Below are 21,475 nucleotides of genomic sequence, written 5' to 3' on the forward strand. Positions count from 1 at the left end.
GAATTCCTATTTATTTTTTACTTTCTATTTCTTGTTTTATTTCTTTAAATTGCGACTAGCAAAAGCTATCTTTTAAACAAAATCAATAAAATAACTTTTGATAGCCGCCTCTCTAAAATTAAGCAATAAAACGCATCTATTATACAGAAAAATAGAGAAAAATCGCCTATTATTTTGAAGATAGCGTTTTTATAACATAAAATGGCTTTTGTTTTATTGCTTATGTGGACAAATATCCATAAATCATAGAGAATAAGCGGTCTTTTTAATAACATTTTTGCAACTGATGACTAAAGAAATTAGCTATGAAGGCGTTGAACAAATGCCAATTAAGCGTTTTACTGAAGATGCTTATCTCAATTATTCAATGTATGTAATTATGGATAGGGCCTTGCCTTTTATTGGCGATGGTCTTAAGCCTGTGCAACGTCGTATCATTTATTCAATGTCAGAATTGGGGTTAAATGCCTCAGCAAAATATAAAAAATCAGCACGTACGGTAGGTGATGTGTTGGGTAAATTTCACCCGCATGGCGATAGTGCTTGCTATGAAGCGATGGTTTTAATGGCGCAGCCATTTTCTTATCGTTATCCATTAATTGATGGGCAAGGTAACTGGGGCGCACCTGATGATCCTAAATCATTTGCTGCAATGCGTTATACCGAGTCAAAATTGTCTAAAATGGCTGAAATTCTGTTAAATGAATTAGGACAAGGCACGGTAGATTATCAGCCTAATTTTGATGGTTCATTAGCTGAGCCACAGTATTTGCCAGCTCGGCTACCGCATATTTTATTAAATGGTACTATGGGCATTGCTGTTGGAATGGCAACTGATATCCCTCCTCATAATATTAATGAAATTGCGCAAGCGGGCGTAATGTTATTAGAGAATCCAGATACTACTTTAAATGAATTATTAACCGTCATTCAAGGGCCTGATTATCCGACAGAAGCAGAAATTATTACCCCTAAAGCAGATATTGTGAAAATGTATGAGCAGGGGCGTGGTTCAATTAAAATGCGTGCTGTGTGGAAAAAAGAAGAGAATGAGATTGTTATTTATGCCTTACCACATCAGGCATCACCTTCTAAAATTATCGAACAAATTGCGACACAAATGCGCAACAAGAAGTTACCTTTGGTCGAGGACATTCGAGATGAATCGGATCACGAAAATCCTATTCGGATTGTGTTGGTTCCGCGTTCAAATCGAATTGATTTCAATGGATTAATGGATCACTTATTTGCCACTACTGACTTAGAAAAAAGTTATCGTGTCAATATGAATATGATTGGTTTAGATGGTAAGCCTGCAGTAAAAAATTTAGTGACGATTCTAACTGAATGGTTACATTTTCGTCGGACTACTGTTATACGGCGTTTATCTTATCGCTTAGATAAAGTGCTAAATAGATTGCACATTTTAAATGGTTTAATGACCGCTTTTTTAAATATTGATGATGTGATTGAAATCATTCGCCATCAAGATGAACCCAAAGCCGAATTAATTGAGCGCTTTGCTTTAACTGAAATTCAAGCAGACGCTATTTTAAATTTACGGTTGCGCCATTTAGCTAAATTAGAAGAACATCAATTGCAAGCCGAACAGCATCAATTAGAACATGAACGAAATGAATTACAACGTTTATTGGCTTCTGATCGTCGGCTAAATAACTTAATTAAGAAAGAAATTCAGCAAGATGCAAAAGCATTTGTGAGTCCGCGACGTTCTCCATTAATTGAACGCGCAGAAGCAAAAGCGATTGCTGAAAGTGATCTAGCGCCAACAGAAGATATTACGGTTATTTTGTCTGAAAAAGGTTGGGTACGTTGTGCAAAAGGGCATGATATTGATGTACAAGGGCTGAGTTATCGTGCCGGTGATGGTTATTTAGCTCATACACGAGGTCGTAGTAATCAGCCTGTTGTTTTCTTAGACAGCACTGGCCGTGCTTATACGATTGATCCAACCACCTTGCCATCAGCGCGTTCACAAGGCGAACCTTTAACCAGTAAAATTAGTTTGCCAGAAGGCGCAAGCATACAGCAAGTATTGATGGCAAATCCAGAAAGCAAAATATTGATGGCATCTGATGCGGGCTATGGTTTTATTTGTACTTTTAATGATCTTATTTCTCGCAATAAAGCCGGTAAAGCGGTTATTTCTTTGCCGGAAAATGCTAAAATATTAGCACCACAATGGATTGAAAATAGCGATGAACTGTCGATTGTTGCAATGAGCACTATCAATAGAATGTTAGTCTTCCCATTAACAGAATTACCTACCCTTACTAAAGGAAAAGGCAATAAAATTATGAATATTGCCACACAAGCGGCAAAAGAAGGCAAAGAATTGCTAGCCCGTTTGTTGTTAATTAAATCGAATCAGTCACTTGTTTTTATGGCGTGCAAACGTAAAATCACACTTAAACCAGCAGATATTGATCACTATCGTGGTGAACGTGCACGTAAAGGAACACAACTTGTCCGAGGCCTAAATGTTAATTCAACGGTCACTATTATAGAATGATGAAGAGCTAAATGGTTGATAGGCGGTCTAATTTTGCTAAAATTAGACCGCTTCTTTTTGCGTGATTACATTTCTATTTTTGCTATATTACTGTACAATACGCACATTTTTCACTGATAAACCAAAGAGTCTATGCAGAACGAATTGGCGCAAACTATTCCTGAACTTATCTCTTGGACGAAAGAGCGAGAATTTTCTCTTTCGCTTCCTTCTGATCGTCTTGCATTTTTATTGGCGATTTCCATCTATAATAATGAACAGACTGATGGCGAATTATTAGAAAGTGATTTAATCGACCTGTTTCGTTATGTTTCAAATGTGTTTGAACAGTCAGAAGCAAGCTTATTACAGCGGGCAAATAATGCGATTAACGATTTGGTTAAGCAACGATTTTTGAATCGTTTTTCCAGTGAGTTCACTGAAGGCTTAGCTATTTATCGCGTTACACCATTAGGTGTTGGTGTTTCAGATTATTACGTGCGCCAACGAGAATTTTCTTCTTTACGTCTTTCTATCCAACTTTCGATTGTTGCCGATGAAATTCAGCGTGCTTCAGTGGCTGCTGAGCAAGGGGGTGATGAACGTTATTGGCGTAATAATGTTTTTGCACCACTCAAATTCTCTGTTGCTGAGATTTTTGATAGCATTGATCTCTCACAACGAATGATGGATGAAAATCAGCACCAAATTCGTGAGCAAATTGCAGACTTGTTAAGCCAAAATTGGCACGAAGCAATTATTAATTGCCAACAATTATTAGATGAAACCTCCATCAATTTAAGAGAGCTACAAGACACCTTGAATGCTGCTGGAGATAAATTACAATCTCAATTATTACGTATTCAAAGTTGTTTAATCAGTCGCGATGATTTAGCGTTTGTTGATCAACTAATTGTGAATTTACAAAATAAATTAGACCGCATTATGAGCTGGGGACAACAAGCGATCGATTTATGGATTGGTTATGATAAACACGTGCATAAATTTATTCGTACTGCAATTGATATGGATAAAAACCGCGTGTTTGGGCAACGGTTACGCCAATCTATTCAGAATTATTTTAGCTCACCTTGGTTACTTTATACGGCTAAAGCTGAAGCGTTATTAGATTTACGTGATGATGAGGCGATGTTAAATGAAATGGAAGCCGTTGGTGAGTTACCTATGGCATTAGAATATGAATCGCTTACTGATGTACAAACACAGATTGTTACAGCAATCCAAGCAGAATTAGCGCATTTCCGTAACACGGCGCAACCGATCAATCTAGGGGCTGTTTTGCAAGAGCAACTGGCGCGCTATCCACAATCCCGCCATTTTGATGTGGCACGTATTATCGTCGATCAAGCGGTTAAGCTTGGTATGGCAAGTCAAGATCATCAGGCGGTTTATCCTGTTTGGCAACCGATTGATGACTTTAGTGCCGCAGTACAAGCCCATCTGATTGATCAGTATGATAAATAGAGAATCAATAAAATGACAGAATATATTCAAGACGCGATCCCCGCAAAATTGGCTATTGCCATTGCCAACCCCATTTTTCCTCAGTTAGACAGTCAACTACGTGCAGGCAGGCATATCAGTATAGAAATGCTTGATGAGCACGCTTTTTTAATGGATTTTCAAACTGAATTAGAAAGTTTTTACCGTCGCTATCACGTTGATTTGATTCGCGCCCCAGAAGGCTTCTTCTATTTACGCCCAAAAGCGTCAACCTTGATTGCCCGCTCAGCCATGTCAGAAATGGAAATGTTAGTAGGTAAAGTATTGTGTTATCTCTATTTAAGCCCAGAACGATTGGCGCAACAGGGTATTTTTAGTCAAGATGATGTGTATGAAGAATTGCTCAACTTGGCCGATGAAAATAAGTTACTTAAAGCGGTTAATCCACGCTCAACAGGCTCCGATTTGGACCGTGCTAAATTAGCTGAAAAAGTGGGGGGGGCATTACGCCGATTAGTGCGCATTGGTATTATTACACGTGTAGGTGAGCAAAATAGTAAAAAATTTATTATTTCAGAAGCGGTGTTCCGTTTTGGGGCTGATGTACGAGCAGGGGACGACCCGCGCGAAGTACAATTGCGTTTAATTCGTGATGGTGAAGCAACTACCCCAACTTTATTAACAACAGCAGCGATCGAATTTGCTGAAGATGGAGCCCGTGATGAATTAGAAGAAAGTGAAGCAGAATAATGATGAATACCAACGAATTATTTGATCAAACCGCGGTGAATTCATCGCAAGATAAACCATTAAATCCACTATTTGCAGTAGCTCAGTCGGCTAATATTGCACGTGGTAAGTTTCGTTCCTTAACATTAATTAATTGGAATGGTTTTTTTGCTCGGACATTTGATTTCGACGAACTTGTGACTACGCTTTCTGGCGGTAATGGTGCGGGTAAATCTACGACAATGGCAGGGTTTGTCACGGCATTAATTCCGGACTTAACCTTATTAAATTTCCGTAACACGACGGAAGCAGGCTCAACATCAAGCTCACGTGATAAAGGCTTATATGGTAAATTAAAAGCTGGGGTATGTTACGCAGTATTAGAAACCGTTAATTCACGTGCACAACGAATTATTACCGGCGTTCGTTTACAACAAATTGCAGGACGTGATAAAAAAGTCGATATCCGCCCATTTTCGTTACAAAATGTGCCAATGACGGATTCAGTGATCAGCCTATTTACTGAACAAGTCGCCAATAAAGCTCGCGTGCTATCCTTAAATGACTTAAAAGAAAAGTTTGAAGAAACAGCGGTAACATTTAAGCCTTATCATTCAATTACTGATTACCATAGTTTTATGTTTGATTTAGGCATCTTGCCTAAACGGTTACGCTCATCGTCCGATAGAAATAAATTTTATAAATTAATTGAAGCTTCACTTTACGGCGGTATTTCAAGTGTTATTACTAAATCGTTACGTGATTACTTATTGCCAGAAAATAGTGGTGTTCGCCAAGCATTTCAAGATATGGAAGCGGCACTACGTGAGAATCGCATGACGTTGGAAGCGATTAAAGTAACACAATCTGATCGTGATATGTTTAAGCATTTGATTACTGAAGCCACGCAATATGTTTCGGCCGATTATATGCGAAATGCGAATGAACGGCGTGGTAATGTAGTTTCCGCGTTAGCACAACGCCGTACTTGGTATGATACAAAAGCTAAACTTTTAGTAGAAGAACAACGATTAATTGAATTTAGCCGTGAAGTTGCAGATATTAACCTTACAGAACAGTCACTAGAAAGTGAATATAATGTGGCGAACGATCACCTAAATTTAGTAATGAATGCGTTACGGCATCAAGAGAAAATTATTCGCTATCAAGATGAAGTAGATGCATTAAATGAAAAATTAGAACAGCAACAGATTGCCCTTGAGGAAGTGAGCGAACAGGTAGAAGATGCCCAATCGCATACGGATGAAATAGATGATCGCGTTGACGGATTACGTTCGCAAATAGCTGATTATCAACAAGCATTAGATGCACAACAGACGCGTGCCTTACAGTATCAACAAGCAATTACTGCACTTCAAAAAGCCCAACAGCTATGCGCTTTACCTCATTTAGATTTAGATAACCTCAAAGATTATCAAACAGAATTTGAAGCACAAGCTCAAGATATAACCGATCACGTATTTGAGCTTGAACAACGCCTATCAATTTCTGATATGACTAAAACACAGTTTGAAAAGGCTTATCAATTAGTTTGCAAAGTATCCGGTGAAATTGACCGCTCACAGGCTTGGTCAGAAGCAACGCAGCTATTAGCCACATTCCCCGATCAAAAGATGCAAGCCGCTCAAGCGGTCGCATTACGTCAAAAACTTGCAGATCTTGAGCAACGCTTACATCAACAACAAAAAGTACAACGATTGATCACGGAATTTAATCAGCAAGCGGCGACAAAATTAACGGATTTTACCGCTTTAGAAAATCATCTTGAACAACAACAAATTAAATTAGAAGATCTTGAAGCAGAATTAGCCAATGTTATTGAGCTTCGTTCAGTACACCGCCAACAGCAAGAACAACTCACTCAGCAATATAATCAATTAGCCAAAACAGCGCCGGCTTGGCATACGGCTCGATCTGCGTTAACACGTTTAGAAGAACAATGTGCTGAACAGTTTGAAAATAGCCAAGCTATTATGCACTGTATGCAAGAAATGTTGCGAAAAGAGCGAGAAGCAACGCTTGAGCGAGATGAATTAGCACGTACTGAAGCGGCGTTAGCTTATCAAATTAGTCAATTAAGCCAAGCGGATGGTGCTGAAGATATACGTTTAAATCAATTGGCTGAGCGTTTAGGTGGCGTGTTGTTATCAGAATTATATGATGATGTATCACTTCAAGATGCGCCTTATTTCTCCGCGTTATATGGTGAAGCACGTCATGCCATTGTAGTTCGTGATTTAACCAGCGTTAAAGCGCAATTAGAAAAACTAACGGATTGTCCAAATGATCTTTATTTAATTGAAGGCGATCCAACAGCTTTTGATGATACCGTGTTTAGTGCAGAAGAATTATATGATGGTGTAATTGTTAAAGTATCTAATCGACAATGGCGTTATTCCAAATTTCCAGAGGTCCCACTATTTGGACGTGCCGCACGTGAAAAACACCTAGTTACTTTAAAAACTGAGTGCGATGATATTGCTGAACAACACGCTGAAAGTGCGTTTAACGTGCAAAAATATCAACGACTACATCAACATTTAAGTCAATTTGTCGGCACGCATTTAAATATTGCATTTCAACCAGATCCTGAAATGTTAATGCAAGAGATCGCTCTTGAGCGACAAGAAATTGAGGGGCAATTAAATCAAGCGGTTGAAAATGAACACTATTTACGTCAACAAGCAGACCACTTGAAAGCAGAATTGCAAATGTTGAATAAAATTCTACCGCTTGCGAATACACTTGCAGATGAAACAGTGATGGAACGTTTTGAAGAATGTAGAGAACAATTACAATCTGCAGAAGAAAATGAATTATTTGTGCGCCAATTTGGGCAATATTTGACTCAATTAGCACCGATTGCCACTAGTTTGCAAACCGATCCTAGCAAATTTGAACAGCTTGAGCATGATTATCAACAAGCTAAAAGCACACAGAAAATCTTACAACAAAAAGTGTTTGCGCTTTCCGATGTTATGCAACGCCGGCTACATTTTAATTATAGTGAAGAAAATCAATGTGAAGGTTCTGCATTAACAGAGCAATTACGCACAGATCTCGCATTGGCACAGCAAGAACGTGAGCAAGCACGCCAACAATTACGCCAAGCACAAGCACAATTTACTCAATACAATCAAGTATTAATCAGCTTACGTAGCGCTTATGATGCTAAATATCAAATGTTACAAGAATTGATGCAAGAAATTGATGATTTAGGGGTAAGAGGCGACTCTGCGGCTGAAGAGCGTGCGCGTTTACGCCGTGATGAATTACAACAACAATTAAGCCAACAACGTGCACGTAAAGGCTATTTAGATAAACAATTAGGCATCATTGAAGCTGAAATTGATAATCTGAATCGCCTATTACGTAAGACGGAGCGTGACTATCAAACACAACGTGAATTAGTCGTCCAAGCAAAAGCAAGTTGGTGTTTAGTTCAAAAATTATCACGCAACAGCGATGTAGAGAAGCGTTTAAACCGCCGTGAATTAGCTTATCAATCGGCAGAAGAATTACGTTCTATTTCAGACAAAGCATTAGGTGCATTACGTACAGCAGTGGCTGATAATGAATATTTACGTGATAGTTTACGCGCATCAGAAGATAGTCGTAAGCCAGAAAATAAAGTGGCATTCTTTATTGCGGTTTATCAGCATCTACGCGAGCGGATCCGCCAAGATATTATTCGCACCGATGACCCGATTGATGCGATAGAACAAATGGAAATTGAATTATCACGTTTGATAAATGAATTAACCAGCCGTGAGAAAAAATTAGCGATTAGTGCGGAGTCTGTTGCGAATATTTTACGTAAAACGATTCAAAGAGAACAAAATCGTATTTTGCAATTAAACCAAGGATTACAAAATATTGCTTTTGGTCAGGTAAAAGGCGTTCGTTTAGTGGTAAATATCCGTGACACACATTCCATTTTATTAAATGCTTTAAGCGATCAACATGAGCAACATAAAGACTTATTTGAAAGTCAAAAACTCAGTTTTTCTGAAGCGCTTGCTATGTTATATAAACGCATTAATCCGCACATTGAATTGGGGCAACGTATGCCTCAAACCATTGGTGAAGAGTTACTTGATTATCGTAATTATCTGGATCTTGAAGTGGAAACTTTACGCGGTGCATATGGCTGGATGCGTGCAGAGAGTAGTGCCTTATCAACTGGTGAAGCGATTGGCACAGGGATGTCTATTCTATTGATGGTTGTACAAAGTTGGGAAGAAGAATCTAGACGTATGCGCGCTAAAGATATCTTACCTTGTCGTTTGTTATTCCTAGATGAAGCCGCACGTTTAGATGCAATGTCAATTAATACGTTGTTTGAACTTTGTGAGCGTTTAGATATGCAATTATTAATCGCCGCGCCAGAGAATATTAGCCCAGAACGTGGTACAACATATAAGTTAGTGCGTAAGATTTTAGCAAATCAGGAATACGTTCATGTAGTCGGATTGAAAGGGTTTGGGTAGCAAATGAATAAATCAACATAAATCAAAACGAAGGATACTGGATTAATTTTAAATTAAATCGTTGTGTAAAAAAGAGGACTATAATCTAAGTTATAGTCCTTTTTATCTGCAAGAGTGCTTATTGGCAAAGATAATCGTCAATCAGACCGCTTATCTAGCATCATTTTTCAACAAATTGATTGCTTTGTTTAATCATTTGTAGGAATAACGCCAGCGGTGGTCGTTTTGTCTGCACTTTTTCACCATTGGCATTATATTTTTCAAAATGGCCAAACTTGTCAAGATGATACTGTTCTCCATTAGGCATAATAGCTACGGTCCATTTATGATTAGAGGCTAATGCCCATATTCGCTCATTTGGTGAAGTTAAATTAACTCCTTGAGCATAATCATTAATAGGATTATTCACCGCAAAAAGTTGCATCAATAGTGTCGGCAATAAATCTAAATGGCTTGAAAGCACATTAATTTTTTGGTTTTCACCTTGCCAATAGATCATCATCGGCACTTGTAAATGCCGTTTGGTGAAATTCATTTCAGTTGCCGGATTTGCTTGGTCAGCGGTAATAATTACTAACGTATTCATTAATAAATTATGTTGCTGTAACGTGTACCAAATTTGATTAAATTGTGCATCAACGTGTTCAAGTGGTGCTAGACTATCGTGAGTGCTTGGCATAGAGAGAGCCAAGTAACTGAAAAAAGGTTTAGCTAAACGTTGATTGAGCCAAGCAGTCCATGTTTCAATCGCTTGTGCATTGCCTTTTATTTTAGGTAATGAGAAACCGGCAAAAATACTTTGTTGGTAAATAGGTGTGGCGAAACTATTATGAGAAAATAAACCAAATTGATAATCTGCCTGTTCAAATGCGGTTAATAATGGTGAAGTTTGCTTATTAGCGAGCATTGAGTCTAAATATTGACCGCTCAAGCTATAAAATATTCCCAATAAGTTAGCCGCGCTAGAATCACCACTGCCATAATGATTCATAAAGCGGTATGTTTTTTCACTTATTTGTGTTAAGTGAGGCATTTTTTCCGCCACAATCATTTCATTTGCTAAGCCAGACATATTTACTATTAAAACATTAGTATATGGTTTGCGGTTAAAAGTTAAATGTTGTTTTGGATAATTGAGGTAGAAACTATCAAGCCGGCCATTTTCTGCGATGTTTAACTGTAATTTCGTACGATTGATCACACCGTGTTTGGCAAGGAAATTCCGTGCGGTCATTGGGTGTGATAATGGATAGTTGGATTTTTGTGATGTAATTGGGCGATATAAGCGTATATCTGCCCAAGCATAAATTAAATGTGTCGCAGTAAAGCAAGCTACAAAGAATAGCGCGACAAACTTACCCCATTTTTGCCGGCTAAAACTACGTAATTTCTGCCAACACCAACGAGAGTAGAGCATTTGTGCTAGCAAGATAATCGGCATAGGCACAAATAATAATTGCCATTGATGAGAGAGCTCACTATTATCATATGGAGTAACTAATAAATCCCAAACTAATGGTGATAAATGCAAATAAAACTGTTTAAATACTTCAGTATCAACCAATAAAACAGTTTGCCCAATCGTGGCAATAATAACGGATAAACCACGAAAGGTGCGTTCATTTTTAATGATAAAAGAAAGTGGAAATAAAAGAAGTAGGTAAGCAGCAAAAATAATAAAGCTAAAATGCCCAAATAAACTAGTAAAGAAATACAGTTTACCGGACAGCGTATTTGGCCAATCAGCATTAAACGCGTAACGAGTTGAGATACATAATGCTAATACTACATTAAAAAGTGTAAACCAATGTCCCCAGGTGATGCGTTGGGATATTTCTTCCTTATATTGGCGAGAATAAGTCGGTAGCAATTGACGCAAGGGCTTAAACATTATTAGCGCGCTTTTAAAGAATTTTTAAGTGCAGTTGAAAACGTATCAGCTAATACCATACGTTGAGTTTCTGTTTGAATATTCTCTAATAAAATATTGCTAACTAGATTGCCTAATGCCATGATTGAAAGATCAACGGGCGCCTTATGTTTTTCAGGTATTGTAATTAAATCGTAAGAAAGTTGTTCGAATTGCTTACTTTGATATTTTGATTGTTTTGCCATAATAACGATAAGAGTTAGGTTAAAAACATGTATTAGATAGTAGCATAAAAAATGTAAATAAGAGAGTGATAAACCCTAGTATTTTTAAATTTTTGTAAAAGCCATACCAGTTGAATAAGTTAGTGCTACAATGCTCAATCAATTTTTATAGATCAATTAATCGATATTTATTCTTAATAAAAAGCATTTTGAAATCATAAAATAAAAAAGAATAGATGTTAAAAAATAGCCGGACAATGGACTAAAACGAACTTGATAGGCTATTTTAGGTAGTTGGATATGTACAAGATTTTGACCTAATAAATCTCTCTTCAAATACTATCAATTGTGGCATGCTCATAATTGATTTTTCCTAATATCAAACGTGTTTTGTTTCAGTGAACTAAAACATTAAACTGAAACTTTTTATTCGCCATTTATGAATGAAAAAAACTAAGGAGTAATGATTAAATTGCTAGTAGATTTACTCATTAAATATGGCCAATCAATAGATGTTATAAATTTATCATCAGTAAATAAACTGCTTATTGCATAAAGTGTAGCTTGAAAAATTATGTTCCTGCTTAAAGGTATTTTTAAGTGGGAAAACCCTATTTTATATATTATCCCTCTTTGTTATGGAGATGTTATGACAACAGAAACGAAAAAGCCTTCGTTCTTTACAAAGGTAACGCTATGGATCATTTTAGCGTTGGTATTACTTATTTTTGCGGCAGTAATTGGCTTTAATCAATTTATTGCAAAAAGCAAAGCCAATGCAGCCGCAAACCCATTTCCACCATTTGCCACGGTAACGGCGACCACAGTCAAGGCTACAGAATGGACACCAGTGATAAAGGCCGTCGGCACTATTCGCCCTAATAATGGTGCCATGTTAAGTGCGCAAGCAGCCGGTTCAGTGACGGCTATTCATATTAAGTCTGGTGAACGGGTAACGCGTGGTCAGTTGTTAATTGAATTAGATTCTTCTGTAGAGCAGGCAACGTTACATGCTTCAGAAAGCCAACTACCTAATGCAAAAGCAACATTAAGCCGTTATCGTAGTTTAGTGGCCTCCAAAAGTGCTTCTAAAGCGGAACTTGATAAAGCTCAAGCAACCTATAATCAATTGGTAGCAAACATTGAATCTTTAAAAGCCGCGATTAAACGCCGGCAAATTTATGCTCCGTTTGACGGTATAGTTGGTATTGTAAAGGTCAATCTTGGTGAATATATTACCGCTGCCACTGAAATTGTAAGGGTAGAGGATAGTAGCCAAATGAAGGTGAGTTTTAATCTACCTCAAACTAATTTAGCCGATATCACGATTGGTCAGCGGGTTGCCTTTAGCGTAGATGCAATTCCTAATCAAACCTTTGAAGCAAAAGTATCGGCTATTGATTCTGCGGTCACAAAATCAACCGGTTTAGTTGCTGTAGAAGCGGTCGTTGATGGACGTGGTCAGCTAATGTCGGGAATGTTTGTACGTCTAAATATTGCGCTAGCCACGGAAATGGATCAAGTCGTCGTGCCACAAATAGCCGTGACTTATACAATGTATGGCGAATCCGCATATGTATTAGATAAATTATCTGAACAAGAAAAAGAGCAATTATTAAAAGTATTAGCCTCTCAAACCTCATCTCCAATTAACGGTAAAAAAGCCCAAAAATTGATTGAGAATATTGACGGTGTCTTTAAAGCGCGTCAGGTTGAAGTAAAAACGAATGATAGACAAGGTATTTATGCGCAATTAAAAAATGCGGGCGTTAAAGTAGGCGATACTTTAGTGACAAGTGGCTTCCAACGTTTACGTAATGGTGCTTATGTGACAATTGCAGATAGGCAACCTGTTGGCATCTCAAAGCCAGCCATAGAAACAAACTTATAATTGAGGCATTTTCATGTTCACAGATATTTTTATTAAGCGTCCAGTATTAGCGATTAGTATTAGTATCGTATTTATTATTTTAGGGCTACAAGCAATGTTTAAATTGCAAGTACGTGAATATCCTGAAATGACAAATACGATCATTACGGTCACAACAAATTATGCGGGTGCTGACGCTGAAACAATGCAAGCTTTCATTACTTCAAAATTAGAAGAATCGATTGCACAAGCCGATAATATTGATTACATCAAATCTGACTCGGCACCAAGCACGAGTAATATTACTATTAAGATGAAACTGAATACTAATCCGGGTATCGCAGTAGCTGATATTACTTCGAAAGTAAACGCCGTACGTTCACAACTTCCTTCCAATATTGATGATCCATCTATTCGTTCTTCCACCGGCGCTATGGAAGCGATTGTTTTTATTCGATTTTCTTCAAAAGAATTATCAGCACCACAGTTAACGGATTACATTGAGCGCGTGGTGAAACCACAAATGTTTACTGTCAATGGCGTATCTAAAATTAACTACTTTGGTGGCGCATCTTTTGGATTACGTATTTGGCTTGATCCTGCCAAAATAGCTGGCTTAGGATTGTCTTCTAATGAAGTAACGGCGGCATTAGCGGCAAATAATGTGCAAACGGCTGCCGGCAATTCAAATGGTTATTACACTGAATACCGTAATAAAGTAGAAACAACGACTAAAAGCGTTGAAGAACTTGCAAGTTTAGTGATTAAAACATTGCCAAATGGTTCAAATATTAAACTAGGCGATATTGCAGAAATTAGCTTAGAGAAAGCGCGTGATGATTCTCGTGGTATTGTAAATGGGCGAGAAGCGGTCGTATTAGCGGTAGAAGCTGCCAGTACCGCAAACGCGTTAGATGTTGCTAAACATATTTATCCAAAATTTGCAGAAATTCAGTCAAATTTACCTGCTTCAGTGGAAGCTGAAGTTATTTATGATAAAACTATTGCGATTAATAGCTCAATTAAAGAAGTCGTTAAAACTATTTTAGAAGCAGTAATAATCGTATTAGTTGTGATAGTGTTATTCCTTGGCTCATTCAGAGCAATGATTATCCCGATTGTGACCATTCCGATCTCCTTGATTGGCGTGTTAATGGTATTACAAGGCTTTGGATTTACCATTAACTTACTGACCTTACTTGGACTAATTTTAGCGATTGGACTGGTAGTAGATGATGCGATTGTAGTATTAGAAAATGTTGAACGGCATATCAAACAAAACGGAGAAACACCATTCAGAGCAACCATTATTGGTACGCGCGAAATTGCAACACCAGTTATTGCAATGACCATCACCTTGATGGCAGTTTATTCGCCTATGGCGTTAATGAGCGGTATTACCGGATCTTTATTTAAAGAATTTTCCTTAACACTTGCTGGAGCGGTGTTTATTTCAGGCGTAGCTGCCCTAACACTTTCTCCTATGATGACGAGTAAAATTCTCAAACAATCAGACAAACCAAGCTGGTTAGAACAACGTATAGAAAAAACCTTACATAAAGTAACGGATATCTATACCAAAATATTATTGGTTGTTATGGCAAGCCGTTATGCCATATTAGTGTTTGCTGGATTAATTTTTGCATCTTTGCCGATGTTATTTAATTCACTTTCTAGTGAAGTAGCCCCTGCCGAAGACCGTGGTATTGTTATGGGAATGGCAAGTGGTCCTGCCAACGTTAATATGGACTATATGCAAGACGTGATGTTACCTGTTGCTCAACAAATTAATCAACTGCCAGAAGTAAATGCCACACAAATTATGCCCGGTTTTCCTTCTTCTAATGGATCATTTATGTTAGTGCCGTTAAAAGATTGGAGTGAGCGTACTCGTTCACAGAAAGAAGTGTTGGCGGAGGTGAATAAAATTACTAATGAAGTTACCGAAGCTTCAGTTATTGGTTTTGAGTTTCCAGAAATTTCAACAGGTGAAAGTGGTTTACCATTCTCCTTTGTTATCACTACCGCAAATGATTACCGCGATTTAGCACAAGTGGCAAGAGACTTCTTATTAGCAGCACAAAGCTCAGGACAGTTTTTCTTTAATCAACTAGACTTAAAATTTGATACCGCATCAATGGCCATTAAGATTGATCGCGAAAAAATGGGAACTTACGGGGTTACAGCCGCAGATATCCGCTCCGTTTTGGGCAGTTTCTTATCAGGTGCAACATTAGCACGTGTCGATATTGATGGAAGAGCTTATGATATTATTTCACAAGTTAAACGTTCAGAACGTCTAAGCCCACAAGACCTTGCGAAATATTATGTTAAATTAAAAGATGGATCTTCTGTGCCATTAAGTACTTTTGTCAGTATGGAGTTAAAAACACAACCACGCACATTACCTAAACTAAATCAGTTAAATTCTGCGACTATTACAGGCGTATTAGCTGGTTCAATGGGTAATGCGGTTAAATGGGCAGAAGCAAAAGCTGCCGAAATTTTACCCGCTGGCTATTACTATGATTTTATGAGCGAATCACGCCAATATAAACAAGAAGGCAATGCATTAGCGTTAACATTCTTATTAGCCATAGTAATGATCTATCTCGTGTTGGCGGTCCAATTTGAATCATGGCGTGATCCAATGGTTATTTTAGTTTCCGTACCACTAGCAATTAGCGGAGCATTAGTGGTGTTAAATATTCTAGCACTACCGATGATTGGTAAGGCAGGTGCAACCTTAAATATTTACTCACAAGTAGGCTTAATCACCTTAGTTGGCTTGATCACCAAACACGGTATTTTAATGTGCGAAGTTGCGAAAGAAGAACAGCTTCATCACGGCAAAAATAAATTTGATGCCATAACTTATGCCGCGCAAATTCGCTTACGCCCAATTTTAATGACCACAGCCGCAATGATTGCCGGTTTAATACCGCTACTATATGCAACCGGTGCGGGGGCAGTAATGCGCTTTAGTATTGGTATTGTGATTGTAGCCGGATTAGCGATCGGTACTTTATTTACTTTATTTGTATTGCCGGTTATTTACACCTTCTTAGGTGAAAATCATAAACCGCTACAAGAGTTTGAAGAAAATAAGCATTATCCAGTGATTGCTGAGACTGAGCATTCATAACAAAAACATAAAAGCCTCGCATCGTCGAGGCTTTTGTTTTCATTATTTTGACGATGTCAGATAACCATTTTTCTATTACAATACAGCCCTTATCTTAAGGTTATATATTAAGGAATGAAAATGACCCCATTTAGCGTAGTGATTTTAGCCGCCGGTAAAGGCACACGAATGTACTCAGATTTACCTAAAGTACTGCATCCTATTGCAGGTAAATCAATGGTCAAACACGTGATTGATACCGTCAAACAAATGGATGCCAAACAAATTCATTTAGTGTATGGTCACGGCGGTGACTTATTGAAAACACATTTAAAAACAGAACCACTCAATTGGGTTTTACAAGCAGAGCAATTAGGTACCGGTCACGCCATGCAACAAGTGGCTACTTTTTTTGCAGATGATGAAAATATTTTAATGTTATATGGCGATACGCCATTAATTACAGCACAAACCTTAACCCGTCTTATCGCAGCCAAACCGGCAAATGGCATTGCATTATTAACAGTAGAATTAGCAAATCCGACCGGTTATGGCAGAATTATTCGACAAAATGGCTCAGTAGTGGCAATTGTAGAGCAAAAAGATGCTAGCTCAAACCAACTAACTATTTGTGAAGTTAATACTGGTGTTATGGTAGCAAGTGGCGCCAGTTTTAAACAATGGCTAAGCCGTTTAAATAATCAGAATGCTCAAGGCGAATATTACATTACCGATATTATTGCAATGGCAAATCAAGACGGTTATAGTGTGCAAGCTATTCAAGCCAATACTTTAATGGAAGTAGAAGGCGCAAATAACCATCTACAATTAGCCGCTTTAGAACGTTTTTACCAACAAACACAAGCAGAAAAATTATTATTAGCTGGCGTCAGTTTAATGGACCCAGATCGCTTTGATCTTCGAGGTAGCCTACAACACGGAAAAGACGTTCAAATTGATGTAAACGTAATTCTTGAAGGTGAAGTTAAATTAGGCAATAGAGTACGTATCGGTGCGGGCTGTATTTTAAAAAACTGTGTGGTGGGTGATGATGTAGATATTAAACCTTATTCAGTTTTTGAAAATGCAATTATTGGCAATAAAGCACAAGTAGGGCCTTTCGCACGTTTACGTCCCGGAGCTAAGCTTGAAGCAGAAAGCCACGTAGGCAATTTTGTTGAAATTAAAAATGCTCAGATTGGTAAAGGCTCAAAAGTCAACCATTTAACTTACGTCGGCGATGCTGAAGTGGGCGAAAATTGTAATTTAGGTGCCGGCGTCATTACCTGTAATTATGATGGCGCAAATAAATTCAAAACGACTATTGGCAATAATGTATTTGTTGGATCGGATGTACAGCTCATTGCACCCGTGAACATTGCAGATGGCGCAACAATTGGTGCCGGTGCAACTATTACAAAAAATATCGCCGAAAATGAACTGGTGATTAGTCGTGTACCACAACGGCATATTCAAGGTTGGCAACGGCCAACAAAGAAAAAATAACAAGCATAGCATTAATAATGCGGTCAGCATTCGCAAATTTTTTGCATAGTCAGGCCGCTTATTTATGAATGGATTGCTTGGTTATTTGATTAAACCAACTCACGTAATCAAATTGATCATAAAACTTGTAACCAAACCAACCACAAAAAGCAAATAAATCACCGACCTGTTGCTGATCTTCAAAGCCCTTTATATACACAGCAGAATTAAATTCAGGATAAGGCTTATGGGTAAAAACAACTTTATGTGCAAAAGGTAAGCGGTCGAATTCAGCTAAATCTTGATAACAACAGCCATCACGATCCGTCATTAAAATAAAAAGCTTATCTAGATTTATCCGCTTACTACGTGCTTGCCATTTAGCTTTAGCTTCAGCAATCGAACTATAATGCTTGAAATGAAGCGTTAAATTATCTAATTGTGCGACAGGATACGGTTTATCACTTTGTATAAAACACAGCTCAACCTGCTGATAATGCGAAATGTTTTTCACATATTGAATAAAATCAGATGGCGTTAAATACAAGTTTACAAAAGGCGAATTAAATGGCTGAGCTAGATCGTGTAAAATCAGCGAACCATTGCAATTACTTGAAATAACAGAAAAATCATCTGTCTTTAGACGTGAACGATTGGCTAAATTAATGAATGGACGTACTAATTTATTAATTAATTTTTTTAATAATGGGTTACTCATCGCGTTTTTATTCAAAAAGAGAATGGCTTATTCTACGCTATTTTTCTATCACAACCTAAAGTAAAATAGCCCTAAACTGAGCCATTAAATGGCAACTGTTTGCATGTTAAACGGATCACAAATGAAAAAGAAAGTAATAAAAAATTATTTTAATATCTATCAATTTCGGATAGGCTAGACAAAAATTTTACACATTAATAATGTGTTCAGCATTTAAGAGGAAAGTATGACTACCATTTTTACCATTGCTCAACATTGGTTAGCACAAGATCCAGATCTAGAAACTCAAAACGAATTATCCCACTTAATGGATAAAGCAAAAGCGGGCGATACACAAGCATTAAAAGAATTAACCGCGCGTTTTGAAGGACGCCTGCAATTTGGTACAGCAGGATTACGCGGTCCTTTACAAGCAGGACCAATGGGAATGAACCGAGTATTAGTGGCACAAGCGGCAGCTGGCTTAGCACAATATCTCAAAACCTATGATAAACAGCCATCAATTGTTATTGGATATGACGGACGCAAAAATTCAGATGTTTTTGCCTGCGATACCGCAGAAATTATGGCTGGAGCGGGTATTAAAGCTTATTTATTGCCACGTAAATTACCAACACCCGTTTTAGCTTACGCAATTAAACATCTTGAGACCACCGCAGGCGTAATGGTTACAGCAAGCCATAATCCACCAGAAGATAATGGTTATAAAGTTTATTTAGGCAAAGCAAATGGCGGTGGACAAATTGTTTCACCAGCCGATCAACAAATTTCCGCATTCATTGATCAAGTCGCAACGGGAAACATCCGTGAGTTAGCACGCAGTCAAGACTTCAACTTACTAGATGACGAAGTAATAAATGCATATATCGAAAAAACGGCTCGCTTAAGCCAAGAACCCAAAATGGCTCTCAACTATGTTTATACGGCAATGCATGGCGTAGGGTATGAAGTCTTACAGAAAACACTCAAACAAGCGGGTTTATCTCAACCAAAATTAGTCAGCGAACAAATTGAGTCAGATGGCAATTTCCCCACCGTCAGCTTCCCAAACCCAGAAGAAAAAGGCGCACTAGATTTAGCCATCAAATTAGCACAACAAGAAAACGCGGAATTTATTATTGCCAACGATCCAGATGCCGATCGTTTAGCAGTTGCTATTCCTGATGTACAAGGAACGTGGAAAAGTTTACACGGCAATGTATTAGGTTGCTTATTAGGATGGCATTTAGCTAAAAAATACCACGCACAAGGTCAACAAGGCGTATTAGCTTGTTCCTTAGTTTCTTCTCCCGCACTTGCTGAAATTGCCCAAAAATATGGCCTAAAATCAGAAGAAACGCTGACCGGCTTTAAATATATTGGAAAAGTTGAAAACTTATTATTTGGTTTTGAAGAAGCGATAGGTTATTTAGTCGACCCGGACAAAGTCCGTGATAAAGACGGCATTTCAGCCGCTGTAGCTTTCTTGGATCTTGTACTTTACTTAAAAAAACAAGGCAAAACTATTTTAGATTATATTAATGAATTTAACCAACAATTTGGCGCCTATATAAGTGGGCAAATTTCTATTCGTGTTAGCGACTTGGCGGAAATTAGCAAATTAATGACTACTTTACGTAATAATCCACCCACAGAAATTGGTGGCGTAAAGGTTACTCAATTAATTGACCACACCAAAACAGACCGCCAAAGTGATATTCTGGTGTTCAATTTAGCAAATGGTAGCCGTTTAATTACTAGACCATCAGGCACTGAATCCAAAATTAAGTTTTACTTAGATGTAAAAGGCAAGAATGGACAAGAAGCAGAAAAAGTCCTTACACACTTTGATGAAAGCGTCCGCCAAATGTTACGTCAAACACAATATGGCAACCAAGATTGCTAAATACTAACTAAAATAATCAAAGCCCTGTGATTACAGGGCTTTTTTATACCTATAAAATGAACGAACAAATAATTTTTACACTTTCACAAACATGATTAATCGCTTATATACAACGCCGACAATCCTTATTTAACCTCATAAATTTACCGCATGAACACCATAATTTATATCTATCTTATACATAGGTTAACTTTTTTGTATAAGTTATATACTTTTTAAGTAAATTAATGTATGTTTTATTCCTGATAGTATTGGGTGAAGGCTTTATAAATGTGAAAATGAAGTCATAATTATATGAATTTAAAGATAATTTTATCTTATTTATTCATACTTTCGAGTGTTACAAGATTGAGTTACTCGTAGCCAAAATTAGAGTGACAAAAGATTTAATTAAACAGGCTAGAGAATCTGTTCCATTAAATCAGCAACTCCATCACCTTAAAAATAAAGAAGCTTATGAAAACACTGATCAACAGCTATCATATCAAGTGAATGGTTCAATCAATTTTTAACCAAAATTACAAATTTAAAAAATTCAAGTTTAAAAGGAAATTATTATGAACAACAAACGTTATAAATTAATATTTAGTAAAGTAAAAAATTGTCTTGTGCCGGTTGCTGAAAACATTAAATCTGCCTCAGGTAACAGCAGTTCATCATCAAATAGCAAAATTGCGGAAGATCAAGAAGAGGAATCAGACCCACTGACGTGTTCGTTAAGTCCGCTGTCTTCATCCATTCATTTAGGTTTACACAACCATTCGCCATTAAAAGTATTTAAAGGCAAGAACCTTTCAGTTGTCTTGCTTTCACTTATGCCAGCTATGCAGGTTTTAGCAGACCCATCTAATAATGCAATCGTTGATAATTCTCACGGAGTAAAACAAACCGCTGTGGATGAGCGCGTACCTGATAGTGGTAAAGAAAAAGTAGTTGTAATTAATATAGCTAAACCGGATGAACAGGGTATTTCAGATAATCGCTTTAGCAAGTTTAATATCCCAAATAGTGCCGTATTTAATAACTCAATTGAACAGCAAGGGCATTCTGAATTAGTGGGTTTTTTAAGTAAAAACCCAAATT

At 37.6% G+C, this 21,475-nt stretch carries 13 protein-coding genes; 10 read left to right on the forward strand and 3 right to left on the reverse strand.

Features of this window, described 5'->3' with window-relative positions; translation table 11 throughout:
• Positions 1-286: 286 nt before the first annotated feature.
• The 4 genes from parC (at position 287) to mukB (ending at position 9,216) form a co-directional block, all read left to right on the forward strand.
• Entirely contained in the window at positions 287-2,533 is a 2,247-nt protein-coding gene (parC, locus tag BMX01_RS02205; protein WP_064082873.1) for a DNA topoisomerase IV subunit A, read from the forward strand.
• 132 nt (positions 2,534-2,665) lie between these two features.
• Positions 2,666-3,997, forward strand: coding sequence for a chromosome partition protein MukF (mukF, locus tag BMX01_RS02210; protein WP_064082874.1), 1,332 nt, complete (start codon positions 2,666-2,668; stop codon positions 3,995-3,997).
• 12 nt (positions 3,998-4,009) lie between these two features.
• Entirely contained in the window at positions 4,010-4,726 is a 717-nt protein-coding gene (gene mukE / locus BMX01_RS02215) for a chromosome partition protein MukE (protein WP_064082875.1), read from the forward strand.
• Positions 4,726-9,216, forward strand: a complete 4,491-nt coding sequence (mukB, locus tag BMX01_RS02220) for a chromosome partition protein MukB (RefSeq protein ID WP_074647676.1) — start codon at positions 4,726-4,728, stop codon at positions 9,214-9,216. The genes mukE and mukB overlap by 1 nt, the downstream gene beginning before the upstream one ends.
• A 160-nt stretch (positions 9,217-9,376) precedes the next feature.
• On the opposite strand, the gene BMX01_RS02225 is transcribed toward mukB, so the two are convergent.
• Together BMX01_RS02225 and BMX01_RS02230 are read right to left on the reverse strand one after the other, a co-directional pair.
• Positions 9,377-11,107 (reverse strand): DUF3413 domain-containing protein, encoded by a 1,731-nt coding sequence (locus tag BMX01_RS02225; RefSeq protein WP_064082877.1) that lies wholly within the window; start codon positions 11,105-11,107, stop codon positions 9,377-9,379.
• Positions 11,108-11,109: 2 nt separating this feature from the next.
• Complete coding sequence (locus BMX01_RS02230; RefSeq protein ID WP_064082878.1) at positions 11,110-11,331, reverse strand: DUF1414 domain-containing protein; 222 nt, start codon at positions 11,329-11,331, stop codon at positions 11,110-11,112.
• Positions 11,332-11,959: 628 nt separating this feature from the next.
• Between BMX01_RS02230 and BMX01_RS02235 the strand changes: the two genes are divergently transcribed.
• From BMX01_RS02235 to glmU, 3 genes are all read left to right on the forward strand, one after another.
• Positions 11,960-13,201, forward strand: a complete 1,242-nt coding sequence (locus BMX01_RS02235) for an efflux RND transporter periplasmic adaptor subunit (RefSeq protein WP_064082879.1) — start codon at positions 11,960-11,962, stop codon at positions 13,199-13,201.
• Between the two features lie 13 nt (positions 13,202-13,214).
• Complete coding sequence (locus BMX01_RS02240; RefSeq protein ID WP_064082880.1) at positions 13,215-16,325, forward strand: efflux RND transporter permease subunit; 3,111 nt, start codon at positions 13,215-13,217, stop codon at positions 16,323-16,325.
• Positions 16,326-16,445: 120 nt separating this feature from the next.
• Complete coding sequence (gene glmU, locus BMX01_RS02245; protein WP_064082881.1) at positions 16,446-17,810, forward strand: bifunctional UDP-N-acetylglucosamine diphosphorylase/glucosamine-1-phosphate N-acetyltransferase GlmU; 1,365 nt, start codon at positions 16,446-16,448, stop codon at positions 17,808-17,810.
• 58 nt (positions 17,811-17,868) lie between these two features.
• Here the strand turns inward: glmU and BMX01_RS02250 are convergent, their stop codons facing one another.
• Positions 17,869-18,507 (reverse strand): DUF1919 domain-containing protein, encoded by a 639-nt coding sequence (locus BMX01_RS02250; RefSeq protein WP_064082882.1) that lies wholly within the window; start codon positions 18,505-18,507, stop codon positions 17,869-17,871.
• A 226-nt stretch (positions 18,508-18,733) separates the two neighbouring features.
• Between BMX01_RS02250 and BMX01_RS02255 the strand changes: the two genes are divergently transcribed.
• The 3 genes from BMX01_RS02255 to BMX01_RS02260 all read left to right on the forward strand — a co-directional run.
• Positions 18,734-20,392: a phospho-sugar mutase gene (locus BMX01_RS02255; RefSeq protein ID WP_074647679.1), complete on the forward strand. Its 1,659-nt coding sequence runs from the start codon at positions 18,734-18,736 to the stop codon at positions 20,390-20,392.
• A gap of 374 nt (positions 20,393-20,766) precedes the next feature.
• Positions 20,767-20,904: a hypothetical protein gene (locus BMX01_RS07815; RefSeq protein ID WP_155727094.1), complete on the forward strand. Its 138-nt coding sequence runs from the start codon at positions 20,767-20,769 to the stop codon at positions 20,902-20,904.
• 45 nt (positions 20,905-20,949) lie between these two features.
• Positions 20,950-21,475: two-partner secretion domain-containing protein (locus BMX01_RS02260; protein WP_143413413.1), on the forward strand; the 526-nt coding region annotated here is incomplete at its 3' end.

It is taken from the genome of [Haemophilus] ducreyi, from assembly GCF_900109315.1.
In the GTDB taxonomy this organism is placed as follows: Bacteria; Pseudomonadota; Gammaproteobacteria; order Enterobacterales; family Pasteurellaceae; genus Haemophilus_B; species Haemophilus_B ducreyi.

Excerpts from the sequence above, each read along its gene's own strand:
- mukB (WP_074647676.1), top strand. The coding sequence starts at position 4,726 with ATGATGAATACCAACGAATTATTTGATCAAACCGCGGTGAATTCATCG.
- mukE (WP_064082875.1), top strand. The coding sequence starts at position 4,010 with ATGACAGAATATATTCAAGACGCGATCCCCGCAAAATTGGCTATTGCC.
- BMX01_RS02240 (WP_064082880.1), top strand. The coding sequence starts at position 13,215 with ATGTTCACAGATATTTTTATTAAGCGTCCAGTATTAGCGATTAGTATT.
- BMX01_RS02235 (WP_064082879.1), top strand. The coding sequence starts at position 11,960 with ATGACAACAGAAACGAAAAAGCCTTCGTTCTTTACAAAGGTAACGCTA.
- BMX01_RS02250 (WP_064082882.1), bottom strand. The coding sequence starts at position 18,507 with ATGAGTAACCCATTATTAAAAAAATTAATTAATAAATTAGTACGTCCA.
- mukF (WP_064082874.1), top strand. The coding sequence starts at position 2,666 with ATGCAGAACGAATTGGCGCAAACTATTCCTGAACTTATCTCTTGGACG.
- BMX01_RS02255 (WP_074647679.1), top strand. The coding sequence starts at position 18,734 with ATGACTACCATTTTTACCATTGCTCAACATTGGTTAGCACAAGATCCA.
- glmU (WP_064082881.1), top strand. The coding sequence starts at position 16,446 with ATGACCCCATTTAGCGTAGTGATTTTAGCCGCCGGTAAAGGCACACGA.
- parC (WP_064082873.1), top strand. The coding sequence starts at position 287 with ATGACTAAAGAAATTAGCTATGAAGGCGTTGAACAAATGCCAATTAAG.
- BMX01_RS02225 (WP_064082877.1), bottom strand. The coding sequence starts at position 11,107 with ATGTTTAAGCCCTTGCGTCAATTGCTACCGACTTATTCTCGCCAATAT.
- BMX01_RS02230 (WP_064082878.1), bottom strand. The coding sequence starts at position 11,331 with ATGGCAAAACAATCAAAATATCAAAGTAAGCAATTCGAACAACTTTCT.